Origin of the sequence: Mobilicoccus massiliensis, from assembly GCF_000826525.2 — a bacterium.
GTDB classification, from domain to species: Bacteria; Actinomycetota; Actinomycetes; order Actinomycetales; family Dermatophilaceae; genus Mobilicoccus; species Mobilicoccus massiliensis.
Map to the genome: position 1 here is coordinate 885,145 of NZ_LN651331.1, position 24,542 is coordinate 909,686.

Genomic DNA, 24,542 nt, shown 5'->3' on the forward strand with positions numbered 1-24,542 from the left:
TTTCACCCGCCCGAGGGTCCGGCAACGCACTCGAACAGGCGGTTCTGTCCCCGGTGCCTCCGGTACCGCCGACAGAACCGCCTGTTCGAGCGTCTTTTTGCACCCGGGTACGCCGCGCCGGGGCGCGTCGTCAGCGGGCGAGGACGTGGCCCGCGGGGGTGGAGAGGCGGTGCCAGCGGCCGCAGGCGAACACCGCGATCTCCGGCGCCGTGAACCCCAGTGCGTGAACGGCCAGAGCGCTCCCTGCGGGGACCGACGTGCCGGGAATCGTCCTCCCCCACACCGATTCCCGCACCTGTTCGGTCCGGGCGGCTGCGATCTCGGCGATCCCGTCCTCGGCCGCCCGCTCGACCACCGCACCGGGCAGCACTCCGATCGGCTCCCACCCCGCTCGTGGCGGCGCGACGCCCGTCCAGGGGACGACGACGGGGACCGGCGGCAGCGCCAGCCGTTGGGGCACGTTCTCTCGGGAGGGCTCGGCCTCCGCCGCCGCGCGCAACCGCGCGAGCCGATCGTGCACGGCGTCGATACCGACGACGACGTCGCACGTCGCCTCCTTCGCGAGCGCGACGGCTCGGAGACCGAGTACCGTGCCCTCCCCCATCAGGCCGTGCCCGGCGAGGGCGCACACCGTGGCCGCCAGGACCCTGCCCGTGGCCTGCAGCCTGACCTCAGCCGCGTCCAACCGCCGGGCGCGGGAGAGAAAGGTCGCGAGGTCGGCGACGTCACGAGCATCGACGAGCTCGACGTGATCGCCCGATCGGCCACCGGCGTCGGTCATCGTCCCTGCTTCCGCCGGCTGTACAGGGCCGGGGGTTCGCCGAGGTGACGCTCGAAGACGGCGCGTTCGGTCTCCGAGAGCCGACGGCTGTGGCCGGCCTTGGCGTCGAAGCGGACGAGGGTGGTCTCGGCGAGGCAGTAGCTGGTGTCGCCCACCCGAGCCGGATCGCGCACCTCGTAGGCGATCGTGAAGCTCGAGGCCCCGAGGTGGCTGCACCACACCACCACTGCCACCGGCTCGGCGCGGTAGCTCAGTTGAGCGGTGTAGTCGAGCGTCTGGCTCGAGACGACGATGCCGCCCTCGAGCAGGCCGCTGTCGCCGAACCACTCGTGCAGGGCGATGACTCGCGCCTCCTCGAGCAGCGTGACGAACTTCGCGTTGTTGACGTGGCCGTACGCGTCCATGTCGGACCATCGCAGAGGAATCTCGAGCACATACGGCCGGGTCGCGTCGTCGCTGGTGTCGGTCATGGGTCCGATCCTGCCAGCCGCTCTCGCCGCTACGATCTCGGGTGTGAACGTGACGCTGCCGCCCGAGGACTTCGATCCTTTCGACGACTTGCTCGACGTGCTCGACATCGATCCCGTGGCCGACGACGTCTTCGTGGGTCGCAGCCAGCCCCAGCTCCACGGCCGCGTGTTCGGTGGGCAGGTCGTGGCCCAGAGCATCATCGCCGCCGGCCGCACCGTCGACACGGTCGACGGCCCGCCGCGCAGGCTGCATTCCCTGCACGGGTACTTCTTGCGACCCGGGGACCCGGCGTCCTCGATCCGGTACGAGGTCGAGCGGCTGCGAGACGGGTCGTCGTTCTCGGCGCGGCGGGTGCACGCCCTCCAGCAGGACCAGCCGATCCTCTCGATGATCTTCTCGTTCCAGACCGAGGACGACGGCCTCGAACACGCGACGATGATGCCGGCGGTGCCGGAGCCGGAGACGCTGCGCTCCGACGACGAGGAGCTCCAGGCTCTCGGCCACCCGGTCGGGCTGTACCTCGCCCGCACCCGACCCATCGACATCCGGCACTGCCAGGGGCACCTCTACGACAAGCCCCGCCGCCAGACGGCCTCGGATCAGAGCGTGTGGATGCGGGCCAAGGGCCGGCTGCCGGACGATCCGCTCGTGCACTGCGCCGTGCTCGCGTACGCCTCGGACTTCACCCTGCTCGAGGGCGCGCTACGGCGCCACGGCCTCTTCTGGGGTGACCCACGCATCCGCGTCGCGAGCCTCGACCACTCCATGTGGTTCCACCGGCCGTTCCGCGCCGACGAGTGGCTCCTCTACACCCAGGCCTCCCCCTCCGCGCAGGGCGGCCGGGCTCTCGGCCACGGCCACGTGTTCAGGGAGGACGGCGTGCTCGTGGCCACGGCAGCCCAGGAGGGGATGCTGCGTCTCAAGGAGTCGTGAGAGCCGACGGTCGCGGCGAGCACGGCCCGCACATGACGAGGCGGGTACCGGATTCGGATCCGGTACCCGCCTCGCGCGTTCGATGTCGGGCGATGAGTCGCGTGTGATCAGTCGCGCGTGAGCTTGCGGTAGGTGACGCGGTGAGGACGGGCCGCTTCCTCGCCGAGACGCTCCACCTTGTTCTTCTCGTAGGCCTCGAAGTTGCCCTCGAACCAGTACCACTTGGCGGGGTTCTCCTCGGTGCCCTCGTAGGCGAGGATGTGCGTCGCCACACGGTCGAGGAACCACCGGTCGTGGCTGATGACCACGGCGCAGCCCGGGAAGTCGAGCAGCGCGTTCTCCAGCGAGCCGAGGGTCTCGACGTCCAGGTCGTTCGTGGGCTCGTCGAGGAGCAGCAGGTTGCCACCCTGCTTGAGCGTCAGGGCGAGGTTGAGACGGTTGCGCTCGCCACCAGAGAGCACCCCCGCCTTCTTCTGCTGGTCGGGACCCTTGAACCCGAACTGGCTCACATAGGCGCGGCTCGGGATCTCGACGTTGCCGACCTGGATGTGGTCGAGGCCGTCGGAGACGACCTCCCACAACGTCTTGTTCGCCTCGAGCCCCTCGCGGGACTGGTCGACGTAGCTGATCTTGACCGTGTCGCCCACCTTGACGGTGCCCGCATCAGGCTCCTCGAGGCCGACGATGGTCTTGAACAGCGTCGTCTTGCCCACGCCGTTGGGTCCGATGACACCGACGATGCCGTTGCGCGGCAGGGTGAAGCTGAGGTCGTCGATGAGGACCCGGTCGCCGAAGCCCTTCTTCAGGTTCTCGACCTCGATGACCGTCGCGCCGAGGCGCGGGCCCGGCGGGATCTGGATCTCCTCGAAGTCGAGCTTGCGCGTGCGCTCGGCCTCGGCGGCCATCTCCTCGTACCGGGCGAGCCGCGCCTTGCTCTTGGCCTGACGACCCTTGGCGTTGGAGCGCACCCACTCGAGCTCGTCCTTGAGCCGCTTCTGCAGCTTGGCGTCCTTCTTGCCCTGCACCTGCAGTCGCGCGGCCTTCTTCTCGAGATACGTCGAGTAGTTGCCCTCGTACGGGTAGAGACGGCCGCGGTCGACCTCGCAGATCCAGCCCGCGACGTTGTCGAGGAAGTACCGGTCGTGGGTGACGGCGAGGACGGCACCCGGGTAGCTCGCGAGGTGCTGCTCGAGCCACTGGACCGACTCGGCGTCGAGGTGGTTGGTCGGCTCGTCGAGCAGCAGCAGGTCGGGCTTGGAGAGCAGCAGCTTGCACAGCGCCACGCGGCGGCGTTCACCCCCGGAGAGGACGGTGACGTCGGCGTCCCCGGGCGGGCAGCGCAGGGCGTCCATCGCCTGCTCGAGCTGGGAGTCGAGATCCCACGCGTCGGCGTGGCCGATCTCCTCCTGCAGCGTGCCCATCTCGGCCATGAGGGCGTCGAAGTCGGCGTCGGGCTCGGCCATCTCGGCCGAGATCTCGTTGAACCGGTCGACCTTCTTCTTGATGTCGCCCAGGCCCTCCTCGACGTTGCCGAGCACGGTCTTGCTCTCGTTCAGCGGCGGCTCCTGCTGGAGGATGCCGACGCTGTAACCCGGCGAGAGCCTCGCCTCACCGTTGCTCGGCTGGTCGAGCCCCGCCATGATCTTGAGGATCGTCGACTTGCCGGCACCGTTGGGGCCGACGACGCCGATCTTGGCGCCCGGATAGAACGACATGGACACGTCGTCGAGGATCAGCTTGTCGCCGACCGCCTTGCGCGCCTTGGTCATGGTGTAGATGAACTCGGCCATGATCCGAAGGCTATCCGCCCCGCCGTTCCCTGCCGAATCGTGCCGATCTCGCCGCGCCCGCAAGGACGGCAAGCTCGGGGTTCACCCCAGCCGACCGCGCGGTCGACCCGCACCCGTGCCCGCTCGCATGCCTGCTCTACTGGCCGCTCACGCGCCCGCGACCACGTACTCGTCGGTCTCGGCCCGCGCAGGATCGACGACCTGCGATCCGGCGGGCACCGAAGGCGCCGGCGGTCGACGGGCCTCGAACTGGCTCGCCCGGGTGAAGCTCGAGACCCCACGATGGAGGTCGTGGCCCATCGTCGTGGCCTTGATCTCGACGCTCGTGCCCTTACGGCCGTCGCGCTCCCATTGATCGACCTGCAGTTCGCCGTAGACGATCACCGCGTCGCCCTTGCGTACCGAGGTCGCCACGTGCCGCGCGAGGTTGCGATAGGCGACCACCGTGACGAAGTTCGTGGGGCCTTCGGCGTAGGAATGCTGCTCCTGGTCGTAACGGAAGCGCGTGGAGGCGACTCGCAGCGTGATCATCGCCTCGCCCTTGCCGGTGGTGCGGATCCGCGGGTCCTCCGTCGCGTTGCCGCGGAGGGTCACGTACGTCTCGTTCATGTGGGACTCCCGGGTGAGGCCGGCCGCCGGGCGGTCCGGCGACTCCTCTCCAGCGTCCCCGTCACCGATCACCCCCGGGGTGGCGCGCGATCGACCTGTGGACGGGCACGACCCCTCCGACGAGGGTGTGGAAACCCGATCTGCGAAGGGTCAGGCCCGCGTGGCGAGCACCCGATCGAGGTTCTCGCGCACGCGGCGGTGACGGCCGAGGATCTCGCTCTGCGGTGCGAGCAGCCTGTTCTTGGCCACCTCCCGGATCGCCCGGTCGAGGCGGGACTCGATGACGCGGCGGCGCCGTCTGGCACCGGCGCGCACGAGGGGCAGGCAGAGCAGGGTGATCAACAGGCCTCCGAGCAGACCACCGAGGAACATGCCGGTGGGAACGGGCACGCCGGAGTAGGTGGGCGTGTGTGGCAACGGCAGCATCGCCGCCGACATGGCCCAGAGCAGCATCAGCCACAGCAGTCCGCCGACGGCGCACAGGAGCATGAGCCAGTGCAGGGCACCGGCGACGTACCACCAGAACGGATTCCGTTCCCGAAGCGGCGTGCCGACGATCGCCTGGTCGAGCGCGTCGCCGAGATCCTTCTCGTTCGGCCCGGCCGCGGTCTCGACGGCGTCGGCCCACAGCGGCGGCAGCCCCTGGCTCGCCTTGGTGCCGAGCCGACGCATGAGGGTCGCGACCGCGGCACGAGCGGCCGGGGTGGCCTCCGGGAGCGACGAACGTGCGAGGACCGCCCCGATCTCCTGATCCTGCGCCGTCTGCTTCCCGCGGCCCGCACGTGAGCCACCGCCGAGGACGGTCTGGTCCAGCCGGAAGCGACGCAACGGATCCGGCCGGGCCGAACGCAGCCACCTCGTCAACGGCCAGCCGGTGTGCGCGGCGGCCCGGGTGCGGTAGTCGCGCTCGACGCCGTCGAGGACCACGGGGACCCCGGCGGTGCGGGCGAGACCGGAGACGAGAGCCTCGTCGGGTTCGACCGACACCGACGCCTCGCCGTCGCCGACGTGGGCGCGCAGGTCGGCGGCCGCCTGGTAGAGATCGCCGACGAGCCGGACGCGAGAGGCCGTCGCCGCGCGGACCGCTCCGGCCAACGCACCTCGAAGATCGTCGAGTCCCTGGCCCGTGCGGGCCGACACGAGCAACACCTCCGCGTTGGGCAGCCCGTCCTCGACGAGAAGCCGGTGCAGGTGGTCGCTGCAGGCCTCGGCCTCCTCCGGTGCGAGCCGGTCGGCCTGGTTGAGCACGACGAGGGTCACGGCCTCGTGCGTGCGCAGCCGCCGCAGGTAGTCCTCGTGGAGGATGCCGTCGGCGTACTTCTGGGGGTCGGTCACCCAGACGAAGACGTCGGCGAGGGCCAGCACACGATCGGCCTCGGCACGGTGCGCGACCCGGTGCGAGTCGACGTCCGGCAGGTCGAGCAGCACGAGCCCGTCGAGGTCGCTGCCGACCCCGCTGCGTTCGGCGCGCTCCCGGCTGACGCGGTGCCGGTTGGCCGAGCCCACCCAGTCGAGGAGCTCGTTGGCCGGGTCGTCGCCCCACACGGCCGAGCTGATCGTCGTGGTCGTCGGGCGCAACATTCCCACGGTCGAGACCGCGGAGCCGACGAGCCGGTTGAACGTGCTCGACTTGCCGCTACCGGTGGCGCCCGCGAGCGCGACGATCGTGTGATCACCGACGAGTTCGAGCCGTTCGGAGGCCTTGCGCAGGACCTTGCGTGCGGCCTCGACCTCGGCCGCGGGCAGCTGCTCCCCGCCCGCGTCGATCGCGGCGATGAGCCCGCCGACGGCGTCCTTGAGCTGCTCGGCGCTCGGCGCGGCGGGCCGGCGGTCTCGACGGCTGAGCAGGCGGCTCATCGGGCCACCGCCACGTCCGCGGCCGCGTCGAGCAGCAGTCCGGGTTGGTCCGGGTCGACGGCCACCGTGTCGACGGCGTCGAAGATGCGCTGCTTCTGTTCGGCGTGGAGTTCGGAGACCCGTTCCAGCAGCCGGGCCCGCGACTTGGCCGCGAGGGTACGCACCGCCTGGTCCCCGAAGATCGCCTCGAGCAGCCGCTGGGCCACGACGGCCGAGCCGCCGGCGATTCCGACCTCGGCGCCGCCCAGGGTGCCCATCGTGTGGCTGAAGACGACGAGCATGAGCACGACCCCGACGGCGTTGACGCCCATCGACAGCACTCGGGCCGTGGTGCGCCGGTCCTTGCCCTCGCTGCGGACGAGTTCGAGCAGGTCCTGCTGCCAGTCGCGCACGAGGCGGTGCACCTCGTCGTCGAAACCGGCGGCCGGGGTGCCGATCTGCGGGTTCTCGGCCAGCACCTCCTCGGCGCCGGCGATGGCGCGCCACCGCTTGACGACGGCGGCGTTCGCGTCCTCGGAGTGGGCGAGGATGAGGTCGGCCACGCCCGACTGCAGGGCCTCGCCCAGCTCGCTCGCCGGTGCGGGACGCCCGCGCAGCGCCGCCGTCAGCCGGTCGCGCAGTCGCCCGAACCCGACCTCGATCTGACGCAGGAACTCGCCGGTGCCGACGAACTCCTGCCACCGGGCCAGCACCTCGCCGCGCAGGAGCGTGCCGTCGCTCATGCCGCGCGAGATGCCGTCGAGGGCCTCGGCGTACGCGACGTCGACGACCGCCCGCATCTGCTCCACCGTCTGGACCTGGGTCGAGCTCGCCTCGGCGAGCCGGTCGACGCGGGTCGCGAGCGAGTCGAGGGCGCCGTCGAGCGTGCGGCGGACGACGAGACCGCGTGCCCGCTGGTCCTCCCCGAGCCGCGCGAGCCAGCCGCGCAGGTCGGCGACCTCCGCCTCGGGGAGCATTCCCGATTCGTCGAGCGTGGTCTCGGCGAGCGCGAACACCGGTGAGTTCGTCAGCCCTTCGTCGACGAGCATCCCGCCGAGGTGCTCGGCGATCTCCTCGGTCGCACCGTCGGGCACCCGGTCGAGGACGATGGCGACCGACGTGCCGCGCTCGACCGACCGGCGCAGCATCTCCCACGGGACGGCGTCGGCGTACCGGGCCGCCGTCGTGACGAACACCCACAGATCGGCGGCACCGAGGAGCTGACGCGCGAGGTCACGGTTGCCGGCGACGACCGAGTCGATGTCCGGCGCGTCGAGCAGCGCGATGCCGGCGGGCAGGCCGTCGGCGACGGCCAGGCGCAGCGCGGAGGGGTCGTCGGTGCCTCCGCTCTCGTCACCGCTGATGCGGGTGAGGTGCGGCAGGACGCGGGGCGTGGTGAACCACCGCTCGTCGTCGGGGTGGTGGACGAGCACGCAGGCGCGCGTCGTCGGCCGCAGCACTCCGCTCCGGCTGACCACGCGGCGGGTCAGGGTGTTGACGAGCGTCGACTTGCCCGCCCCCGTGGAGCCGCCGACCACGGCGAGCAGCGGCGCGTCGATGTCGGCGAGCCGCGGGATGATGTAGTCGTCGAACTGGTCGAGCATCTCGGTACGTGAACGCCGCGCCTCGGCCGCGTCGGCGGTGTCGAGGGGTAGTTCGGCCGAGGCCACCGCCGCCCGCAGGGCGCGCACCGCCGCCAACAGGGGGCCGGCGTCCCCCTCGGATGTCACCACCGCGGGCGCGGCACCGGCAGCCGCGCCGGCTACGCCGTCCCTTGTGTCGTGCTCGAACTCGTCGCTCACCGTCCACCCTCTCTGTCCAGCAGGACCACGGTACCGGCGCCACGCGCGGGTGCCTCGTCGACGCAACGCCCGGCGGCCTCTCGCGCATCCGTCACGGCACGATTCGACGCCGGAGTGTGACCGGATCGAGACGGGCGTCCATCGAACGCTCACGTCCGGTCGCCACGGCCCGATGGGAGGAGTACGGGACGACCCGCAGGACGCGGGTCCCGCCGAACGGCGCCCGCACCACGGAAGGAACCCGCCATGACCATGCCTGCCACCGCCCTGCTCGAGCGCGAGACCACCGAGCGCCCCACCCCGCCGCTGGGCCTCGGCGACCTCGTCGTCGACACGGACCGAGGGACGGCCGTCATCGGCGTCCTGCGCCGCTCCGACCCCCAGGCCTGGCTCTTCGCCGAGCGCGCCCGCTACCTGCTCACCGGCACGTGCGACCCGTACGCCGAGCAGCTCCTGCGCCAGGCCGGGTGCCTGCGCGACTGAGCCGCGCGATTCGGCGCCCCCGGCAGGACTCGAACCTGCGACCTAGAGATTAGAAGGCTCTTGCTCTATCCAGCTGAGCTACGAGGGCAACGCTTCGCGATTGTAGACGGCCGTGCTCACCGGCCCGGGATCGTGGCTCGACCGCACCGCTCCAGCGCTTGGGATACCGAACACCGTGTGAGATACTGATCAATGCCCGTTACGGACCGGTAGACTCGCTGGTCGGGAGCCGGTCGGTGGCGATGGCCGCGAATCCGTGGCTGTTCCCACCGAGGCGTTCGGCTGCCGGTCGGGACGAAACGGGTGCACCATACCGCTTTAGACGAACATGAGGTGACGCTGGCGGAAACGGCAGTGAGCAGTGCCCGTGGCCTCGGCCCCCCGGGGTTGTCCTCGGGCGCCACCCATCGAGCAAGGAGCACCGGAATGACCACCGCGAAACGCGTCGACACCGCCGTCCCGCGCCCTCACTGGCCCGCGGTCGCGCCGAAGAACGGCTACCAGGGTCCCTACAATCCGTGGCTCGAGCACATGCACTACGTCAGCACCACGGCGATGAAGTTCGCGTCCCTGGCAGTGGGTCTGCAGCGCGACATCTTTCGCATCCACCGTGACGTGGGCCGCATCTACGGGCAGCCGCTGTTCGTTCAGCAGATGAACTCCTACCTCGAGCGGGTAGCGGACGCGAACGTCACGCTCATGGAGCAGCTCACGCGCGAGTACACCAAGCCCGAGTTCGGCTTCACGACCACCCGCATCGACGGCAAGGACGTCCCGGTCACCGAGCGCGTCGTCGCCGACCGCCCGTTCTGCAAGCTCATCCACTTCGAGCGCGACACCGACCGCAAGGACCCGGTCGTCCTGCTCGTGGCCCCCCAGTCGGGCCACTACGCGACCCTGCTGCGACCGACGGTCGAGCGCCTGTTGCCCGAGGCCGAGGTCTACGTCACCGACTGGGTCAACGCACGCGAGGTCCCGGTCGAGGCCGGCGAGTTCACGCTCGAGACCTACGCCGACTACCTCGTCGACTTCATCACCGAGCTCGGCCCCCACGCGCAGGTCATCTCGATCTGCCAGTCGACCGTGCCGGCGGTCATGGCCGTCTCCCGCATCGCCGAGGACGCCCCCGAGGCCCAGCCCGAGACCCTCACCCTCATGGCCGGCCCTCTCGACCCGTCGGCGGCACCCACCGAGGTCACGCAACTCGCCGACCGCATGCACCTGCCGAGCTATCTGCGGATGTTCATCGCCGAGGCGCCCAACGGCCGCAAGGTCTACCCCGGTTACGTGCAGCTGATGTCGTTCATCGCGATGAATCCCGAGAACCACTTCTCCTCGCACCGCGACCTGTACCGCTACCAGGTCGCCGACAACACCAACCCCGAGATCGTGCGCATCGAGCGGTTCTACCGCGAGTACTTCGCCGTCGCCGACCTCACCGCGGAGTTCTACGCCGACACCGTCGAACGCGTCTTCATCGACAAGGAGCTCGCCAAGGGCACGATGAACTACCGCGGACGCCCCGTGCGCCCCGAGGTCATCACGTGCCCGATCATCGGCGTAGAAGGTGCGAACGACGACATCTCGGCCCCCGGGCAGACCCGCGACTTCCTCGCCAAGTTCACCGGCTCGAGCGACGTGACGTTCTACGAACAGCCGCACGCAGGCCACTACGGCGTCTTCGCCGGCGGCAACTGGCGCGAGGAGATCGCGCCGCGGCTCCTCGGCAAGATCCACGAGGCCTCGAGCGAGACGTACAGCAAGCCGCAGAAGGCCCACAAGAAGATCGAGCCGTACCACGGCTGAGGCACTCGGCCGGTCACCCCACCTCCGGTGACCGGCCGCTGTGCGAGATACGCGGCATGTTCCAAGAGAGGCGATGACGTTCGTGCGCAGGCGCATTGGGCGTGACGTGGATCACGAGGGCAGGGCCGTGACGGCTAGGGTGGGCGTGTGACTGCGCGCGAGAGGTCCCGCGAAGGGCGGCCGGTCGACGAGGTGCACGCCTACGTGTCACGAGCGATCCCGGGCGACGACTTCGTCCACCTTCTCGACGACGTCGAGCGCGCCTCGCTGGCCGTGATCCGGGCGCCCCGCGACCGCGACCGCTACCTCAGCGCTCACGTGCTCATGCGACGCGTCCTCGCCGAGCACACCGGCATCGCCGAGGACGAACAGCGTTTTCACCGGCGTTGCATCATCTGCGGGGGCCCACACGGCAAGCCACGCCTCGTACCACCGGGCGTCGACCCGTTCGACGAGAACGCGATCTCCGCGCTCGACACCCCCCAGATCAATCTCTCCTACGCCGGCAATCGGGTCATGCTCGCGCTGCGGCAGCAGGGTGCCATCGGTGTCGACATCGAGGCCTGGGCCATGACCGACTTCGTCGGATTCCCTTCAGTGGCACTCACCGCCGAGGAATCTCGAGAACTGCTGGAGTTCGGCGTCGCCGACCGGGCCGCCGCACGCACCGCCTGGTGGTGCCGCAAGGAGGCCGTGCTCAAGGCCACCGGCCACGGCCTGCGCGTCGAGGCGGTCAACCTTCGCGTCACGCCTCCCGACACCCCGCCGGCGTTGCTGGCGTGGAACGACCCCACCATCCCCCGGCCCGACGTGACGATGGCCGACGTCCCCGTCGAGGGACGCTACGCGGCCGCAGTGGCCGTCGAGGGCCGGGTCACGCTGCGCGTGCACCTGCACGACGTCGACCACCTCGCCCGCGTCTGAGACCCGCCCGGCTCGTCCCGGTGGCGGTCGCGCACACCGCCGACAGACGTGTCGGCGCTCCGCGAGAACGACGCCGAGACCCTGAGACCCCGAGGCCCCGAGACGCGGTGCGGGGTCAGCGATCCCGGGAGAAGACCTCGCGCACGGCCTCCCCGACGCGCTCGAGGACCGAATCCTCGCCGGTGCCGGTCTCCTCGTCCCACTCGTCGGCCAGGGGCTCGGTCGACGTCGCGCCGCGCGTGCGTCCGACCGCCTTGGTCTTGCCTCTGCCGCCGGGCAAGGGCGGGAGCAGCGTCTCGTCGATCCACGGGGTGAGCACACCGTCGAGACCGGGACGCACCGACGCGAGGTGAGCGCGAAAGTCGTCGGTCGTGACGACGGAGTCGTGGTGGTCGGCGACCCACGACCGCACGAGGTCGAAGAACTGCTCGTCACCGACGGCGCACCGAACGGCGTGCAGTGCGAGCGCCCCGCGCTTGTAGACCCGGTCGTCGAACATGCGGTCGGCGCCCGGATCGGCGATGCGCAGGTCCTGCGGCTCCTGACGCAAGGCGTCGTAGTAGCGGGCCACGGTCTGCGTCATCGGGCGGGCGCCGAGGTGGTCCCACCAGAGCCATTCGGCGTAGCAGGCGAATCCCTCGTTGAGCCAGATGTCGCGCCACCGCGCGAGCCCGACCGCGTTGCCGAACCACTGGTGGGCGAGTTCGTGGGCGACCAGGCGTTCGCTGTGCCGTTGGCCGCCGGCGTGGTTGCTCCCGAAGATCGACATCGACTGCGCCTCGAGCGGGATCTCCAGGGGATCGTCGGTGACGACGACGTCGTAGCGCGAGAACGGGTAGGGCCCGAACAGTCGCACGAACAGGCGCATCATCTCCGGCTGCCGGGCGAAGTCGTGGGCCGCGCGGCGACGAAGTCGGTCGGGGACGTAGATCTTCTGGGGCACCTCGCCCTTGCCGAGGTCGGCGGGCACGATCTCGGAGTACCGGCCCACCTGGATCGTCGCCAGGTACGGAGCGGTGGGGGTGGGGTTGTCGAAGACCGTCGTGGCCCGCCCCGACGAACGGACGTAGGAGATCTGCTCGCCGTTGGCGACGACCGTGTACGCCGACTCCGTCGTGACCGCGATGCGGTAGGTGGCCCGAGAGGAGGGCCGGTCGTTGCACGGGAACCACGTGGGCGCCCCGTCCGGCTGGGCGGCGACGAGGGCGCCGTCGTCGAGCTCCTCGAATCCGACCTCCCCCCACGGGCCCAGACGTGGCCCGGGCGAGCCGCCGTACTCGATGACGACCTGCACCCGGCGGCGCGCGGAACTCGTCCCGCGCAGGGGCACGACGAGCTTGCTGCCACGGGTTCGGGCCCGACGCACCGACTCACCATCGACCCGCACGTCGGACACCGAGAGTCCGACGAGGTCGAACTCGAGCTCCTTGGCGGTCTCGCGCAGGGTCACGTCGATACGGGCGGTGCCGAGGAGCCGATTCGACTTGACCGTGTAGTCGAGTTCGAGGTCGTAGTGGGTGACGTCGTAGACGCGGCTCCCCTGCTTCTTCACGTAGTCACGGTCGGGCATGGGTCACACTGTCCCACGGCGCGATGGGGTTGCCGACCCACCGGCTCCCCCGCGGAACGCTCTCACCGCGCAACACCAGCGAAGCAGGCCCCACGGAGGCGCCCCGCTCGATGCGAGCGGCCGGCAGGATGACGCTGTTCGGACCGAGTGTCGCGCCCGCCTCGAGGGTGACCCCGTCCAGGCTCATCACGCGGTCGTGGAACAAGTGGGTCTGGACGACGCAGCCGCGACCGACGGTGGAGCCGTCACCGAGTGTGACGAGATCGGCCTCCGGCAACCAGTAGGACTCACACCACACCCCGCGGCCGATGTGGGCCCCGAGGCTGCGCAGCCACACCGCCATCGCGGGCGAGCCCGTGGCCGACCACGCGAACCACGGGCCGGCGAGCATCTCGACGAAGGTGTCGGAGAGCTCGTTGAGCCACACGAAACGGCTCCACAACGGGTGCTCCGAGACCGTGATGCGCCCGATGATGACCCACTTGGCCAGGGTGGTGACGACGGCCGCCACGGCCCCGACGGCGACGACCGCGACCCCACTGAGCAGGAGTGCCGGGAGGACGCCGACGCGAGCGAGGGCGAGCAGCGCGAAGACGAGCAGCACGCCCAGCGCGACGTTGCACATGACGGGAACGACGCGGCACGCCTCGATGACCCCTCGATAGAACCGGAGTCGGGGCGTGGGCGAGAACGTGCGCACGTCGTCGAAGTTCTCGGTGGCCACCCGGCGCAGCTTGACCGGCGGGCTGCCGAGCCACGACGTGCCCGATTTCGACTTGTGGGGCGCCGCCGAGAGCACGGCCACGAGCCCGTCCTTGGGCACCTTGCGCCCGGCGGCGGTCATGCCGGAGTTGCCGAGGAACGCGCGTTTGCCCACCCGGGCACGTCCCACCCGCATCCATCCGCCGCGCAGGTCGTAGGAGGCGACGAGGGTGTCGTCGGCGAGGCATCCATCCGCCGCGCAGGTCGTAGGAGGCGACGAGGGTGTCGTCGGCGAGGAACGCGCCGTCGCCGATCTTGGTCATGCACGGCAGCAGCAGCACCGTGGACGCCTCGACGCCATGCCCCACCTGGGCCCCGAGGGCGCGCAGCCACCACGGCGTCACCTGGCTCGCGTACAGGGGGAACAGGATCGTGCGAGCCATGTCGAGCACCCGCTCGGTGACCCAGATCTGCCATCCGACCCGGCTGCGCACCGCGTGATGGCCCTCGCGTACGCCGATCGAGCACAGGCGCACGACGACGAGCACGACGAGCGCGAACCCCAGCATGCCGAGAAGCGTGGCGAGGGGCACGAGCGCGAGGGTGGGCAGCAGCGCGTCGGCGAGGACGACGGCGCCACGCGAGGGCTGCAGGAGCAGCAGCAGCGCCGGCAGGAACCCGATCAACGGCAGGAAGGAGAGCGCGAATCCGGTGGTGGCGTAGAGGGCCACCCAACTGGGGGCGCGAGCGGGACGCTGGTCGGGCCACTCCCCCACGACCTTGCGCGCCGAGGAGGGTGAGGCCGGCGAGCCCGCCCACACCTGACCGGCCGGAACGAGGCCGTGGACGGCGGATCCGGCCGAGACCACGGCGCCCTTGCCGATCGAGGCCCCGGGTAGCAGGATGCTGCGGGCTCCGACGGCGGCGTGCGAGGCGACACGGATGTACCCGACGTGGAACTGGTCGCCCTCGACCCAGTGGCCCGAGAGATCGACCTCGGGCTCGATCGCGGCTCCCCCGCCGAGGGTGAGCATGCCCGTGACCGGCGGAACCGCGTGCATGTCGACCCCGCGACCGATCTTGGCCCCGAGCCACCGGGCGTAGTAGAGCATCCACGGCGCGCTCATCAGCGAGGTCGCCCCGATGCTGTCGGCGAACTTCTCACAGGCCCACACCCGCAGGTGCACGCTGCCCGCGCGCGGGTAGGTGCCGGGACGCAGGTTGCGCAACAGGAGGCGGCTGAGGAGCACCGAGAGCCCGAGCTGCCCGGCGGGCGTCCACCCCAGGAGGAGGCCGACGACGAGGAACGGCCACGGCGTGACCGGCACGGCCGCCCAGCCCAAGGCGTGCAGGATGCGGGCGCCCAGGAGCGCGAGGACGAGCCACCGGGCGCCGCGCACCGACGCCATGAGCACGTCGATGAGCAGCTGGAACGCCTGCGTGCCGACGGGCACGGGCACGGGGTCGGGTCGGTACGACTCGTCGGCGTCCTGGGCTCCCCCGTCGCCGAGATGCGGTTCGAGCATGGCGGCCTGCGCCGCCAGACGGGGGTGATCGTAGAGGTCGGCGACGGTGACGCGCGGATGGTGCGCGCGCAGGAGTGAGACGAGGCGCGCGGCGGCGAGGCTGCTACCGCCGAGGCTGAAGAAGTCGTCGTCGGCGCCCGGATCGACGCCGAGCACCGTGTTCCACTGCTCCGCGAGCCAGGCCGCGGTGCCCTCCAGCCCCTCGCTGCCGGCTCCGGCCGGGGCCTCACCGGCGAGCGGCCACGGCAGAGCGTCTCGATCGACCTTGCCCGACGTGCGTGTCGGCATCTCGTCGACGATCGCCAGACGCGGGACCATGGCGGCCGGCAGCTGCTCCTCGAGGCGGCGACGGGCGTCGGCGAGCTCGGTGTCGCCGTACGCGTCGTCCTCCGGCAGGAGGTAACCGACGAGCACCTTGACGCCGGGAGCCGTCTCACGCACCGCGACCGCGGCCATCGCGATGCGGGGCAGAGCAGTGAGGGCCGCGTCGATCTCGCCGAGCTCGATGCGCCGACCGCCCACCTTGACCTGGTCGTCGGCACGCCCGGCGAAGATGAGGCCGTCCTCGTCCCGCACGACGAGGTCGCCGCTGCGGTACGCGCGGTCCCAGCCGAGCATGGGCGCGTAGGTGGCGGCGTCCTTGGCCGGGTCGAGGTAGCGGGCCAGGCCGACGCCGCCGATGACGAGCTCACCGGTCTGCCCGTCCTCGACCTCGAGGCCCTCGCCGTCGACGACGGCGAGATCCCAACCGTCCAGCGGCAGGCCGATACGTACGGGCTCCTCGCCGGTCATGAGGGCCGCGCAGGCGACGACGGTGGCCTCGGTGGGTCCGTAGGTGTTCCACACCTCCCGGCCCTCCGACCGCAGCCGGGCCGCGAGCTCGGCCGGCAGGCCCTCGCCACCGAAGATCAGCAGACGCACCCCCGCGAGCGACTCCTGCGGCCAGAGCGAGGCCAGGGTGGGAACGGTGGAGACGACCGTGATGCCCCGCCGCTCGAGCCAGGGCGCGAGGTCGACGCCGGACTTCACGAGCGAGCGCGGCGCCGGCACGAGCGCGGCGCCGTGCCGCCAGGCGAGCCACATCTCCTCGCACGAGGCGTCGAAGGCGACTGACAGCCCGGCGAGGATCCGGTCACCCGGACCGAGCGGGGCGTCCTGGAGGAAGAGGCGGGCCTCGGCGTCGACGAAGGCCGCCGCGCTGCGATGGCTCACCGCCACACCCTTCGGTGTGCCCGTCGAGCCCGAGGTGAAGATGACCCACGCGTCGTCGTCGAGCCCGGGCGGACGGCCGTCGTCGGGCCCCACGTCACCGCGGCGGCTCTCGATGCCGTCGTCGGTGAGGACGGCGGCGACGTCGGCCTCACCGAAGACGAGGTGGGCGCGCTCCTCCGGATCGTCGGCGTCGACCGGCACGTACGCGGCCCCTGCGCGCAGGATGCCGACGATGCCGACGTGCAGGTCGGGGCGTCCGGTGGTCATGCGGATGCCGACGCGGTCGCCGGTCCGCACGCCGGCCGCGCGCAGGTTCTGGGCGAGGTCGCCCGCCCGCTCCCACAGTTGGCGGTAGGTGAGCACCTCGGCGTCGGTGTCGATCGCGGGCTCGTCCCCGGACCGCTCGACGACCTCGGCGAGGATGTCGACGAGGGTGCGTGGAGCGGGAGCGAGATGGGCACGGCGAAGCGCGCCGTTCCGCACGTGAGCAGGCATACGCCGACCTTTCGGTGACTCGAGTCGCGCCTTCAGGACAGGAGGACGGCGTTACATCCTAGCGAACCGCAGGTTAACTCCCGGTGAACGCCCGCCGAGCACGGAGCACCGAGTCGATGAGCTCTCGCTCTTCATGGGCGATCTCGGGCCCCGACCGGCCGCGCAGATAGCGGGCGCGCAGGCAGGCGAGGTCGACCGCGTCGTCCTGGAAGTCCCTCATCGCCGCGCGAGCCTGTCGTCCGCCGACCTGCCGGGCGCGGTCGAGAGCAGCCCGGCGGGTGCGCGCGTCGCGGAGCATGGCCAGGTCGGCCGGGCTGAAGAGGCCGTGCGAGGCGTAGAAACGCAGGTTCTCGGCGACGAGGCGATCCTCGCGACGTCGCGCCCAGAGCGCGAAGCACACCGCGGCGACGAACACCGGCACCTGAACGAGCAGATAGGAGCCGATCCAGCCGGAGAAGCCGAACGAGGACCCGGCGTTCCAGAACCCGTGCAGGAGGACGGCGAGCACCCACCCTGCGATCGGTGCGAGGAAGCGCAACGGCGTGCGCCCCACCACCGCGACGCCGATCCCGACGCCCGTGCACGACGTGAAGAGGGGATGAGCGAACGGGGACATGACGCCGCGCAGCACGAAGGTCAGCGCCAGGCCCTCCGGCCCGTCCTCCTGCAGCGCCTGCCCCAGGTAGAGGATGTTCTCGGCGAACGCGAAGCCGGCGGCGACGATGCCGGCGTACACGATGCCGTCGAGCACTCCGTCGAACTCGCGACGGCGCATCGCCCAGACCACGAGGATGCCGAGGCCCTTGGCGCTCTCCTCGACCACCGGTGCGACGAAGACCGCGGCGTAGAACTCCGGGTCCAGACCGAATGCCTCGATGACCGCGGCGGCGACGGTGTTGAAGAACAACGCGATCGCCGTGGCCACGAGCGCGCCCCACCCGAACGCGACGAGGAGGGAGGAGACGGGCTCGGCCTCGAGCCGATCGAGCCAGAGGAAGGCGGGGACGACGACGGCCAGTGGCAGCACGGCCATGAGCACCGCCCAGGGCGCGAACTGCGCCTCGACGCTCGCGCCGACGGCGAACGCCAGCATCGCCCCACCCAGCAGGAACGCGAGCACCAGGGCACCCCCGACGAGCCAGCGGCGCAGGAACGGCCGGCGGGTGGCGTTGCGCGGGCCGGCCTCGGGCCGATAGCCCGAGGGCAACGGTGTCGACATGGGCATGGGCGTTCTCCTGACCTGCGGGTGCGGCGACACTACGGGACCACACCGACAACCCCCCGTCCACCCAGGATGCACGGCCGGCGCGTCACGGGCGTCGACCACTGCCGACGGACCTCGACGGCGGGGAATACAGTGAAAGGCGTGTCCAAGACCTCAGACTCCGCGCAGGACCGCATCATCTGGATCGATTGCGAGATGACCGGTCTCGACCTCGAGAAGGACGCCCTCATCGAGGTCGCCGCACTCGTCACCGACTACGAACTCAACCCGTGCGGTGAGGGGATCGACGTCGTCATCCGGCCACCGGAGGAGGCGTTGCAGCAGATGGGCGAGTTCGTGCACAAGATGCACACCGAGTCGGGTCTGCTCGACGTGCTCGACTCCGGCATGACGATGGCCGATGCTGAGGCCAAGGTTCTCGAGTACGTCCGCCGGTACGCCCCGACCGCGCGTAAGTCCGCACTGGGTGGCAACACCGTGGGCACCGATCGTGCGTTCCTCGCCCGCGACATGCCCGAGCTCGAAGGACACCTGCACTACCGCAACATCGACGTCTCCTCGATCAAGGAACTGTCGCGCCGCTGGTACCCCCGCGTCTTCCACCACGCCCCCGAGAAGCACGGCGGCCACCGCGCCCTCGCCGACATCAAGGACAGCGTCGCCGAACTGCGCTACTACCGCGAGGCGGTCTTCGTGCCCGCGCCCGGCCCCGACTCCCCCACCGCGAAGGAGATGGGCGCGCGCCACGCGGCCGCCCGCGCCGACCTCTGAAATCCGGTCTCGACCACTGCCCGAGAGCGGGTCGCGGCCACCCCAGGGGGCCGTGGTCACGAGCACTCCGGAAAGCAGGTACGATGGTCGCTGCGCTGCCACGCGAACGGCATCAGCCCTCGAACGCGGCGCATGGTGGGTGTAGCTCAGCTGGTAGAGCACCTGGTTGTGGTCCAGGTGGCCGCGGGTTCAAGTCCCGTCACTCACCCCAAACGGGTCAGGTTTGAACTTTCGACCAAGGGACCACCCTTGGTCGAGGGTTCAGCCTGGCCCATTTTCTTTGCTTCGGCGGCCCAGCTCAGTGCGTCGGCATGGAGGCCGGGGATGCTCAGCCCGTCGTACGGGTTGCGGTAGCCGACGCGCACGTCGTTGTCCTCGTCGATGTAGATCGTCTTGAACAGCGCCTGGTTGAGGAGTCGACGGTTCGCGTCATCGGCATGCTCGTAGATGTCGGCCGCGTTGGACAGCAACTTCAGTGAGTCGTCGAGGTTCTCCCGCGCGTCGGCGTAGTGGCCGTGGTGCGCGGTGATCCGGTACTCGATGGTCTCCAGCGACGCGGTGATCCGGTCCTGCTCTCGCTTGAGCAGATCGAGTGGTATCGCCCCTGCGTAATGAGCTTGGAGCAGCTTCTGTTGCTCGCCTCCGAGCTGGGTCCTCCGGGACGCGAGGTCGGCGAGTTCGGCGGCGCCTTCGGCCATCATCTCGTCGAACCGGGCATGAATCATCGCCGACACAGCCTCGATCGTCTCCGGGTCGATCTGCACCTTGGCGTAGAAGCGCTCGACGAGTCGTTCCACCTGCTCGATCAGCATCGCCTGTCGCGCGCAGTCTCCCCTGCCGCCGTGCCGGCTCGCGCACACGAAGTAGGGGTAGATCGTGCCCTGGCTGCTCTTCGCGTTGCACACGATCAGGCGCGAGCCGCACTGCCCGCAGAACACCGTGCCCTTCAAGTAGTGCTCGTGCACCTGGGTCGCGTCCGCTGCGGATCGGTGTGTGCCGAGTACGGTCTGCACCTGGTCCCACACCTCGTTCGGAACGATCGCCTCGTGCGCTCCCGCGTAAGTGACGCCTTGGTAGCGCACGCTGCCCTTGTAGTACGGGTTCGTCAGCATCCGGTGCACGGACGACTTGGCGATGGGCCGAGCTGGGCGTCGCGGTGTCGCGGCAGTGGTCAGTCCGCGCGCCACCAGCTCTTGGTGGAGTTGGCTCGTGGTCCAGTCGCCGGAGGCGAACACCTGGAACGCCCACCTCACCAGCCGTGCACGCTCCTCGTCGATCTCGACAGTGCGTACCTCCCGCCCGAAGCCGTCGCGCACGCCGACGTTGCGGTAGCCGATGGGTGCCTTCGTTACGGTGCCGCCCTGCGCGGCCTTCTGCGACAGTCCCTTGACGACCTCGGTGGCGAGGTTGCGGGAGTAGAACTCGGCAATCGAGGACATGATGCCGTGCAGCAGCATCCCCGATGGGGTCTCGTCGATGTTCTCCGTCGCCGACACCAGTGTGACGCCGGCGTCCTTGAGCGCGAGGTGGATGGTCACGTCGTCGGCACGGTTGCGTGCGAGTCGGTCAACCTTGTGCACGATGCAGTAGTTCGTCTTGTGCTGGGTGACGTACTGGATCATCCGCATGAGTTCGGGCCGGTCGGCCTTGCGCGCAGATTCGCCCGCGTCGACGAACTCCTCAATGATCGTTGCGCCGAGCTGCTCGGCCTTGCGCTGGTTCGCCTCGCGCTGCGCTGGGATCGAGAAGCCTTCCGCTTGACCGCCCTTCTCCGCCTGCTCCTTCGTGGACACCCGCAGGTACGAAACGGCGAACGAGCCGGGGAATGGCGTTGGCGCTACGAGGCTGTCTATCGCGGTGCGCTCCGCGTCGATGATTGTCATGGCTCTCCTCCACAGTCACTGGTCCTGCCGACGCGGACTATGTGAAGGCGGATGTTGATCGTGAGAAGAGCCCGAAGGCTGTAGGACTAGGCCGAGTCGGCCACGTTTGCTTTGCCTCGCCGTGGTGGCGAAGCGCTAGGACCACAACATCCGCCATCCGCGGCGGATGTGTTCATTCTACGACGAGGAGCCCGCCGAAGCACGGGAGCGCTTCGGTCGAGTCGCATCTCCCGAACGGAACGAGCCCGACTGCTGGAGCGCCATGCGGATCAGCAGCTCACTGAGCTTGTCCAGGTCGGGCGGATCGTGGAAGTCGGCGCGGATCGTCAGCTCGCGCTCGCTCTGCTGGCGTTGCCCGGTCTTCCGTGCGTAGCGGCGAGCCATGACTCACACTTCACCCGTCTCCGGGTCGGCGGCGAAGAAGGCGTCCTCTGCGTCTTGACGCGCCGCGACCTCGTCCAGGACGAACTGGACGAAGTCTTCGTCACGGTCGGTGATCGGAGAGTCCTCGATGGGTTGTGTGGGGTCTTCGCCCGGCCAGCTCGTCTGTCGTGTCGGCCGGTCACGGTCGAGGCGCGTTCCGCAGGCGGCCACCCAATCGCGAAGCCTGGCGCGGGCATCGGCGAAGTCGCGGTGCCAGCCGACCGGCGCGGAGCCGTTCTGGTCGGGGTCTGGTCTTGCCCCGTTCTGGTGGACACCTGATAGTGAGCCGCAGGCTCGCTGAAGGGAGTCCGTTATGGGCCGTCCGTCGAAGTACCCGGCGGAGTTTCGGACCGAGGCAGTGCGCCTGGTCCTGACCACTGACAAGTCGATCGCGAGTGTCGCGCGGGATCTCGGGATCAGCGACAAGACCCTCGCGGGCTGGGTCCGCAAGGACCGGGAGAAACAGACCCTGGACGCGCTGCCCGGTGCGTTGAACGAGCACGAGCGCTTGGAGTTGAAGCGACTCCGCAAGGAGGTCGCCGACCTGAAGGTCGAACGCGAGATCCTCCGCAAAGCAGCCGCGTATTTCGCCAAGGAGACGACCCGGTGAGCCGCTTCCGGTTCGTCTCTGAGCATCACGACACCTACGGGGTGAAGCGGCTGTGCACTGTTCTCGGCGTCTCCCGATCCGGCTACTACGCATGGCGCGACCGCGGCCCCTCGGCGCACGCCCAGCGCGACCTCGAGTTGGCAACTGTGGTCTGCGAGGTCCACAACCGCTCCCGCCGCACCTACGGCGCACCCCGCGTCCACGCCGAGCTCGGCCGCCTCGGGCACCGCACAGCCCGCAAGAGGGTGGCCCGGTTGATGCGCGAGTACGGCCTCGTCGGGGCGCACTCCCGCAAGAAGTGGCGCACCGGGAAGCCGAACACCGCCTGGGCACCCGACCTGGTCGAACGGGACTTCAACCCCGCCGGCCGCGACCGGCTCTGGGCAGCTGACGTCACCCAGTTCCGCACCGAGGAAGGTTGGCTCCACTTCGCCGGCGTCATCGACCTCTACTCCCGCCGCGTCGTCGGCTGGGCCATGGGCACCACCCCCGACGCCGACCTCGTCATCGACGCACTCGTGATGGCCTTCGAACGCCGCCGCCCCGACCAGCGCGTCATCCACCACGCCGACCGAGGATCGGCCTACACCTCGCTGGCCTTCGGCCAACGGCTCGAGACCCTCGGCATCACCGCGTCGTTCGGGTCCACCGGCGACTGCTACGACAACGCCGCCGTCGAGTCGACCTGGGCCACCCTGAAGCGGGAACTCGCGTCGATCCACGGACGCCAGACCTGGCCGTCGCGGGACCTGCTGCGCTCGGCGATCTTCGACTACATCGAGGGCTTCTACAACACCAGCCGCATCAAGCAGCGGCTCGGATACCGTTCACCCGCAGAGTTTGAGCAAGAGGCAATCGCCTAGAAATCCGTGTCCACGAGAACGGGACAAGACCAAATCCAGCTCTCACAAGCACTCCGAGACACCCGCCCAGAACTCGTCGGGCTAGAGACTTTCGACGCCGACCACACGCTCTCCTGGAACACCGATCACGACGGATGGCAGGCCACAGTCACCTCCTGGCTCCGGGAGCGCATCTCGCGCTGATTGACCGAGCTGAGCGTCCACGCTGACACCCACCTTGTTCGGCCACGCCCGACTAAACCCAACTCAACCCGCACCTCCACCGGTATCATCGAGAGTGTTGGCCTGCCTGGCCATAGAGCGAGGGAGGACCAACATGGCTGAGCCGTGGCTGTCCGCAGACGACATCGCCGCCCACCTCGGGGTCACCAAAGACACCGTCTACACGTGGATCGCCGAGAAGGCCATGCCAGCGCACAAGGTCGGGCGCCTCTGGAAGTTCCAAGCCAGCGAGATCGACGACTGGGTGCGCCGAGGCGGCGCTGCCGCTGACTCCGACCCACCCCCACCTGGGTGAGCACTTTGCTCGCTTTGAGTCGTCGCTGACCTTTGTCGGTGGCAACCCATATCCTGATCCACTGCCCAACATCCGGAAGGAGGCACCAGATGAACACTACGTCTCAGAAGCATGACCGATACGCGCTGTCATTTACCAGCGGTGCCCTCCTGACTCGGGAGGCGGTCATCGCCGCGCCGCTGTTCCTTGAGGTTCGTGACTGGAACGCGGTCCGCAATCGACTCCGTGCAGAGAACCTGCTCCAGGCTCGAACGGCTTCGTCGGGGTTCCGGCTGGCACGCGAGGTGGCCCAGCGCTTGGCGGTGCTCACGGACGCCGAACTGGACCTGCTGCAAGACGCCAGCCCCAGTGAACGCGGTCACCTGATGTGGATTGCGGCATGCCGCCGCTACGCGTTCATCGGCGACTTCGCCGAGGAAGTTGTGCGCGAACGCTTCCTACTGCTCACACCCACGTTGGGCTATGACGACTTCGACAGCTTCGTTCGCGGCAAGGCCCTATGGCACCCGGAACTCGCTGAGGTGAAGGACTCGACGTTGCAGAAGCTCCGGTCGACGGTGTTCAGGATGCTGACCGAGGCCGGCTTGCTCGTTGGCGATGAGATCGTCCATGCACCCTTGTCCGAGCGAGTCCGAGATGCGCTCGATGCACAGGTTCAAAGCGACGTTCGGTTCCTCCCCACTCGTGACAGCAAGGAGGTCGCGCTGTGATGTCCCATGAACTCACTCGCCAGGAAGAGCATCTGTTTGCGGTGCTCAGTGGCGATCGCTTCTTGAAGATGGAGGGATTGTCGAACGAGGTCCCGTTCTTCATTTACCCGTACGAGCCGGAACATGCTCTCGATGTGGCCAAGGCGAAGAAGCGAGTCAAGAACCGTCTGGCCAGCAGCGGCATCGAGGTCCGCGAGATCAACCTTTACGACCTTTCGGTGGAGGTGCTCAAGGCGCGTGGAGACTGGGACGAGGTGCTTGAGGTCGAGCCCGAACTGGACAAGGTCGAGTTCACCGAAATGCTGCAGTCCATGCTCAACCCGCAGCAGCACCTCGCACCAGCGATCCGAGCACGACTCGCAGACAGCGACTTCGACATCGTGTTCCTGACCGGGATCGGCGAGGTCTTCCCCTACATCCGGTCGCACAACGTGCTCAACAACTTGCAGAGCGTCGTGGTGGGCCGACCGATGCTCATGTTCTTTCCCGGCCGCTACGAGCAGTCCGACACGCTCGGCTCATCGCTGGTGCTGTTCGGCAGATTGAAGGACGACCAGTACTACCGCGCCAAGAACATTCTGGAACAGGAACCGTGACCGC

At 69.5% G+C, this 24,542-nt stretch carries 20 protein-coding genes, 2 tRNA genes and 1 pseudogene; 11 read left to right on the top strand and 12 right to left on the bottom strand.

Translation table 11 applies throughout. The features are described 5' to 3' along the window. Positions 1–130 precede the first annotated feature (130 nt). On the bottom strand, positions 131–781 hold the full coding sequence (locus BN1197_RS16775) for a DUF8185 domain-containing protein (protein WP_040162087.1): 651 nt from the start codon (positions 779–781) through the stop codon (positions 131–133). After that, positions 778–1,251, bottom strand: coding sequence for an acyl-CoA thioesterase (locus BN1197_RS16780; RefSeq protein ID WP_040162090.1), 474 nt, complete (start codon positions 1,249–1,251; stop codon positions 778–780). Before BN1197_RS16780 ends, BN1197_RS16775 begins: the two co-directional genes overlap by 4 nt. A gap of 49 nt (positions 1,252–1,300) precedes the next feature. Between BN1197_RS16780 and BN1197_RS16785 the strand changes: the two genes are divergently transcribed. Further along, entirely contained in the window at positions 1,301–2,185 is an 885-nt protein-coding gene (locus BN1197_RS16785) for an acyl-CoA thioesterase (protein ID WP_040162353.1), read from the top strand. Positions 2,186–2,292: 107 nt separating this feature from the next. On the opposite strand, the gene ettA is transcribed toward BN1197_RS16785, so the two are convergent. From ettA to BN1197_RS16805, 4 genes are all read right to left on the bottom strand, one after another. Further along, a complete protein-coding gene (gene ettA / locus BN1197_RS16790; RefSeq protein WP_040162093.1) occupies positions 2,293–3,975 on the bottom strand; it encodes an energy-dependent translational throttle protein EttA in 1,683 nt (560 codons plus the stop codon). A gap of 147 nt (positions 3,976–4,122) precedes the next feature. Then, positions 4,123–4,584, bottom strand: a complete 462-nt coding sequence (locus BN1197_RS16795; protein ID WP_040162356.1) for a single-stranded DNA-binding protein — start codon at positions 4,582–4,584, stop codon at positions 4,123–4,125. A 150-nt stretch (positions 4,585–4,734) separates the two neighbouring features. Further along, positions 4,735–6,441 carry a GTPase gene (locus BN1197_RS16800; protein ID WP_040162096.1) on the bottom strand — a complete coding sequence of 569 codons (1,707 nt, stop codon included), beginning with the start codon at positions 6,439–6,441 and terminating at the stop codon, positions 4,735–4,737. Further along, positions 6,438–8,150 carry a GTPase family protein gene (locus BN1197_RS16805; RefSeq protein WP_040162360.1) on the bottom strand — a complete coding sequence of 571 codons (1,713 nt, stop codon included), beginning with the start codon at positions 8,148–8,150 and terminating at the stop codon, positions 6,438–6,440. The genes BN1197_RS16800 and BN1197_RS16805 overlap by 4 nt, the downstream gene beginning before the upstream one ends. Positions 8,151–8,468: 318 nt before the next feature. On the opposite strand from BN1197_RS16805, the gene BN1197_RS16810 reads away from it, so the two are divergent. After that, positions 8,469–8,705 carry a hypothetical protein gene (locus BN1197_RS16810; protein WP_040162099.1) on the top strand — a complete coding sequence of 79 codons (237 nt, stop codon included), beginning with the start codon at positions 8,469–8,471 and terminating at the stop codon, positions 8,703–8,705. Between the two features lie 14 nt (positions 8,706–8,719). Here the strand turns inward: BN1197_RS16810 and BN1197_RS16815 are convergent. Continuing rightward, positions 8,720–8,793, bottom strand: a tRNA-Arg gene (locus BN1197_RS16815). A gap of 338 nt (positions 8,794–9,131) precedes the next feature. On the opposite strand from BN1197_RS16815, the gene phaZ reads away from it, so the two are divergent. Beyond that, positions 9,132–10,511, top strand: coding sequence for a polyhydroxyalkanoate depolymerase (gene phaZ, locus BN1197_RS16820; protein ID WP_052466895.1), 1,380 nt, complete (start codon positions 9,132–9,134; stop codon positions 10,509–10,511). Between the two features lie 147 nt (positions 10,512–10,658). Then, positions 10,659–11,435, top strand: a complete 777-nt coding sequence (locus tag BN1197_RS16825) for a 4'-phosphopantetheinyl transferase family protein (RefSeq protein WP_040162102.1) — start codon at positions 10,659–10,661, stop codon at positions 11,433–11,435. A gap of 115 nt (positions 11,436–11,550) precedes the next feature. On the opposite strand, the gene BN1197_RS16830 is transcribed toward BN1197_RS16825, so the two are convergent. The 3 genes and pseudogenes from BN1197_RS16830 to BN1197_RS16840 form a co-directional block, all read right to left on the bottom strand. Continuing rightward, positions 11,551–13,005 carry a M1 family metallopeptidase gene (locus tag BN1197_RS16830; RefSeq protein ID WP_082044010.1) on the bottom strand — a complete coding sequence of 485 codons (1,455 nt, stop codon included), beginning with the start codon at positions 13,003–13,005 and terminating at the stop codon, positions 11,551–11,553. Further along, positions 12,992–16,940: pseudogene (locus BN1197_RS16835) on the bottom strand (non-ribosomal peptide synthetase). Before BN1197_RS16835 ends, BN1197_RS16830 begins: the two are co-directional and overlap by 14 nt. Before the next feature lie 73 nt (positions 16,941–17,013). Continuing rightward, a complete protein-coding gene (locus BN1197_RS16840) occupies positions 17,014–18,165 on the bottom strand; it encodes a PrsW family intramembrane metalloprotease (RefSeq protein WP_082044011.1) in 1,152 nt (383 codons plus the stop codon). A gap of 141 nt (positions 18,166–18,306) precedes the next feature. Between BN1197_RS16840 and orn the strand changes: the two genes are divergently transcribed. Next, complete coding sequence (gene orn, locus BN1197_RS16845) at positions 18,307–18,936, top strand: oligoribonuclease (protein WP_040162106.1); 630 nt, start codon at positions 18,307–18,309, stop codon at positions 18,934–18,936. A 135-nt stretch (positions 18,937–19,071) separates the two neighbouring features. Next, positions 19,072–19,147, top strand: a tRNA-His gene (locus BN1197_RS16850). On the opposite strand, the gene BN1197_RS16855 is transcribed toward BN1197_RS16850, so the two are convergent. Together BN1197_RS16855 and BN1197_RS16860 are read right to left on the bottom strand one after the other, a co-directional pair. Beyond that, positions 19,140–20,819, bottom strand: a complete 1,680-nt coding sequence (locus BN1197_RS16855; RefSeq protein ID WP_052466908.1) for a recombinase family protein — start codon at positions 20,817–20,819, stop codon at positions 19,140–19,142. The genes BN1197_RS16850 and BN1197_RS16855 overlap by 8 nt on opposite strands. Positions 20,820–20,996: 177 nt before the next feature. Further along, complete coding sequence (locus tag BN1197_RS16860; RefSeq protein ID WP_040162109.1) at positions 20,997–21,203, bottom strand: hypothetical protein; 207 nt, start codon at positions 21,201–21,203, stop codon at positions 20,997–20,999. A 352-nt stretch (positions 21,204–21,555) separates the two neighbouring features. Here BN1197_RS16860 and BN1197_RS16870 point away from each other — a divergent pair, with 352 nt between their 5' ends. The 5 genes from BN1197_RS16870 to BN1197_RS16890 all read left to right on the top strand — a co-directional run bounded on the left by BN1197_RS16870 (position 21,556) and on the right by BN1197_RS16890 (position 24,538). Beyond that, positions 21,556–21,852, top strand: coding sequence for a transposase (locus tag BN1197_RS16870; RefSeq protein ID WP_040156944.1), 297 nt, complete (start codon positions 21,556–21,558; stop codon positions 21,850–21,852). Next, positions 21,849–22,715, top strand: coding sequence for an IS3 family transposase (locus BN1197_RS16875; RefSeq protein WP_040156942.1), 867 nt, complete (start codon positions 21,849–21,851; stop codon positions 22,713–22,715). Before BN1197_RS16870 ends, BN1197_RS16875 begins: the two co-directional genes overlap by 4 nt. 316 nt (positions 22,716–23,031) lie before the next feature. After that, entirely contained in the window at positions 23,032–23,232 is a 201-nt protein-coding gene (locus BN1197_RS16880; RefSeq protein WP_040162112.1) for a helix-turn-helix domain-containing protein, read from the top strand. A gap of 89 nt (positions 23,233–23,321) precedes the next feature. Next, the gene (locus tag BN1197_RS16885; RefSeq protein ID WP_040162114.1) at positions 23,322–23,942 is read left to right on the top strand and encodes a DUF1819 family protein; all 621 of its coding nucleotides are present in this window, start codon (positions 23,322–23,324) and stop codon (positions 23,940–23,942) included. After that, positions 23,942–24,538, top strand: coding sequence for a BREX protein BrxB domain-containing protein (locus BN1197_RS16890; protein WP_040162116.1), 597 nt, complete (start codon positions 23,942–23,944; stop codon positions 24,536–24,538). Before BN1197_RS16885 ends, BN1197_RS16890 begins: the two co-directional genes overlap by 1 nt. Positions 24,539–24,542: the final 4 nt, after the last annotated feature.

Coding starts and splice junctions, on each gene's coding strand:
- BN1197_RS16775 (WP_040162087.1), bottom strand. CDS start 781: ATGACCGACGCCGGTGGCCGATCGGGCGATCACGTCGAGCTCGTCGAT.
- BN1197_RS16780 (WP_040162090.1), bottom strand. CDS start 1,251: ATGACCGACACCAGCGACGACGCGACCCGGCCGTATGTGCTCGAGATT.
- ettA (WP_040162093.1), bottom strand. CDS start 3,975: ATGGCCGAGTTCATCTACACCATGACCAAGGCGCGCAAGGCGGTCGGC.
- BN1197_RS16795 (WP_040162356.1), bottom strand. CDS start 4,584: ATGAACGAGACGTACGTGACCCTCCGCGGCAACGCGACGGAGGACCCG.
- BN1197_RS16800 (WP_040162096.1), bottom strand. CDS start 6,441: ATGAGCCGCCTGCTCAGCCGTCGAGACCGCCGGCCCGCCGCGCCGAGC.
- BN1197_RS16810 (WP_040162099.1), top strand. CDS start 8,469: ATGACCATGCCTGCCACCGCCCTGCTCGAGCGCGAGACCACCGAGCGC.
- phaZ (WP_052466895.1), top strand. CDS start 9,132: ATGACCACCGCGAAACGCGTCGACACCGCCGTCCCGCGCCCTCACTGG.
- BN1197_RS16830 (WP_082044010.1), bottom strand. CDS start 13,005: ATGCCCGACCGTGACTACGTGAAGAAGCAGGGGAGCCGCGTCTACGAC.
- BN1197_RS16840 (WP_082044011.1), bottom strand. CDS start 18,165: ATGCCCATGTCGACACCGTTGCCCTCGGGCTATCGGCCCGAGGCCGGC.
- BN1197_RS16855 (WP_052466908.1), bottom strand. CDS start 20,819: ATGACAATCATCGACGCGGAGCGCACCGCGATAGACAGCCTCGTAGCG.
- BN1197_RS16860 (WP_040162109.1), bottom strand. CDS start 21,203: ATGGCTCGCCGCTACGCACGGAAGACCGGGCAACGCCAGCAGAGCGAG.
- BN1197_RS16870 (WP_040156944.1), top strand. CDS start 21,556: ATGGGCCGTCCGTCGAAGTACCCGGCGGAGTTTCGGACCGAGGCAGTG.
- BN1197_RS16880 (WP_040162112.1), top strand. CDS start 23,032: ATGGCTGAGCCGTGGCTGTCCGCAGACGACATCGCCGCCCACCTCGGG.
- BN1197_RS16885 (WP_040162114.1), top strand. CDS start 23,322: ATGAACACTACGTCTCAGAAGCATGACCGATACGCGCTGTCATTTACC.
- BN1197_RS16890 (WP_040162116.1), top strand. CDS start 23,942: ATGTCCCATGAACTCACTCGCCAGGAAGAGCATCTGTTTGCGGTGCTC.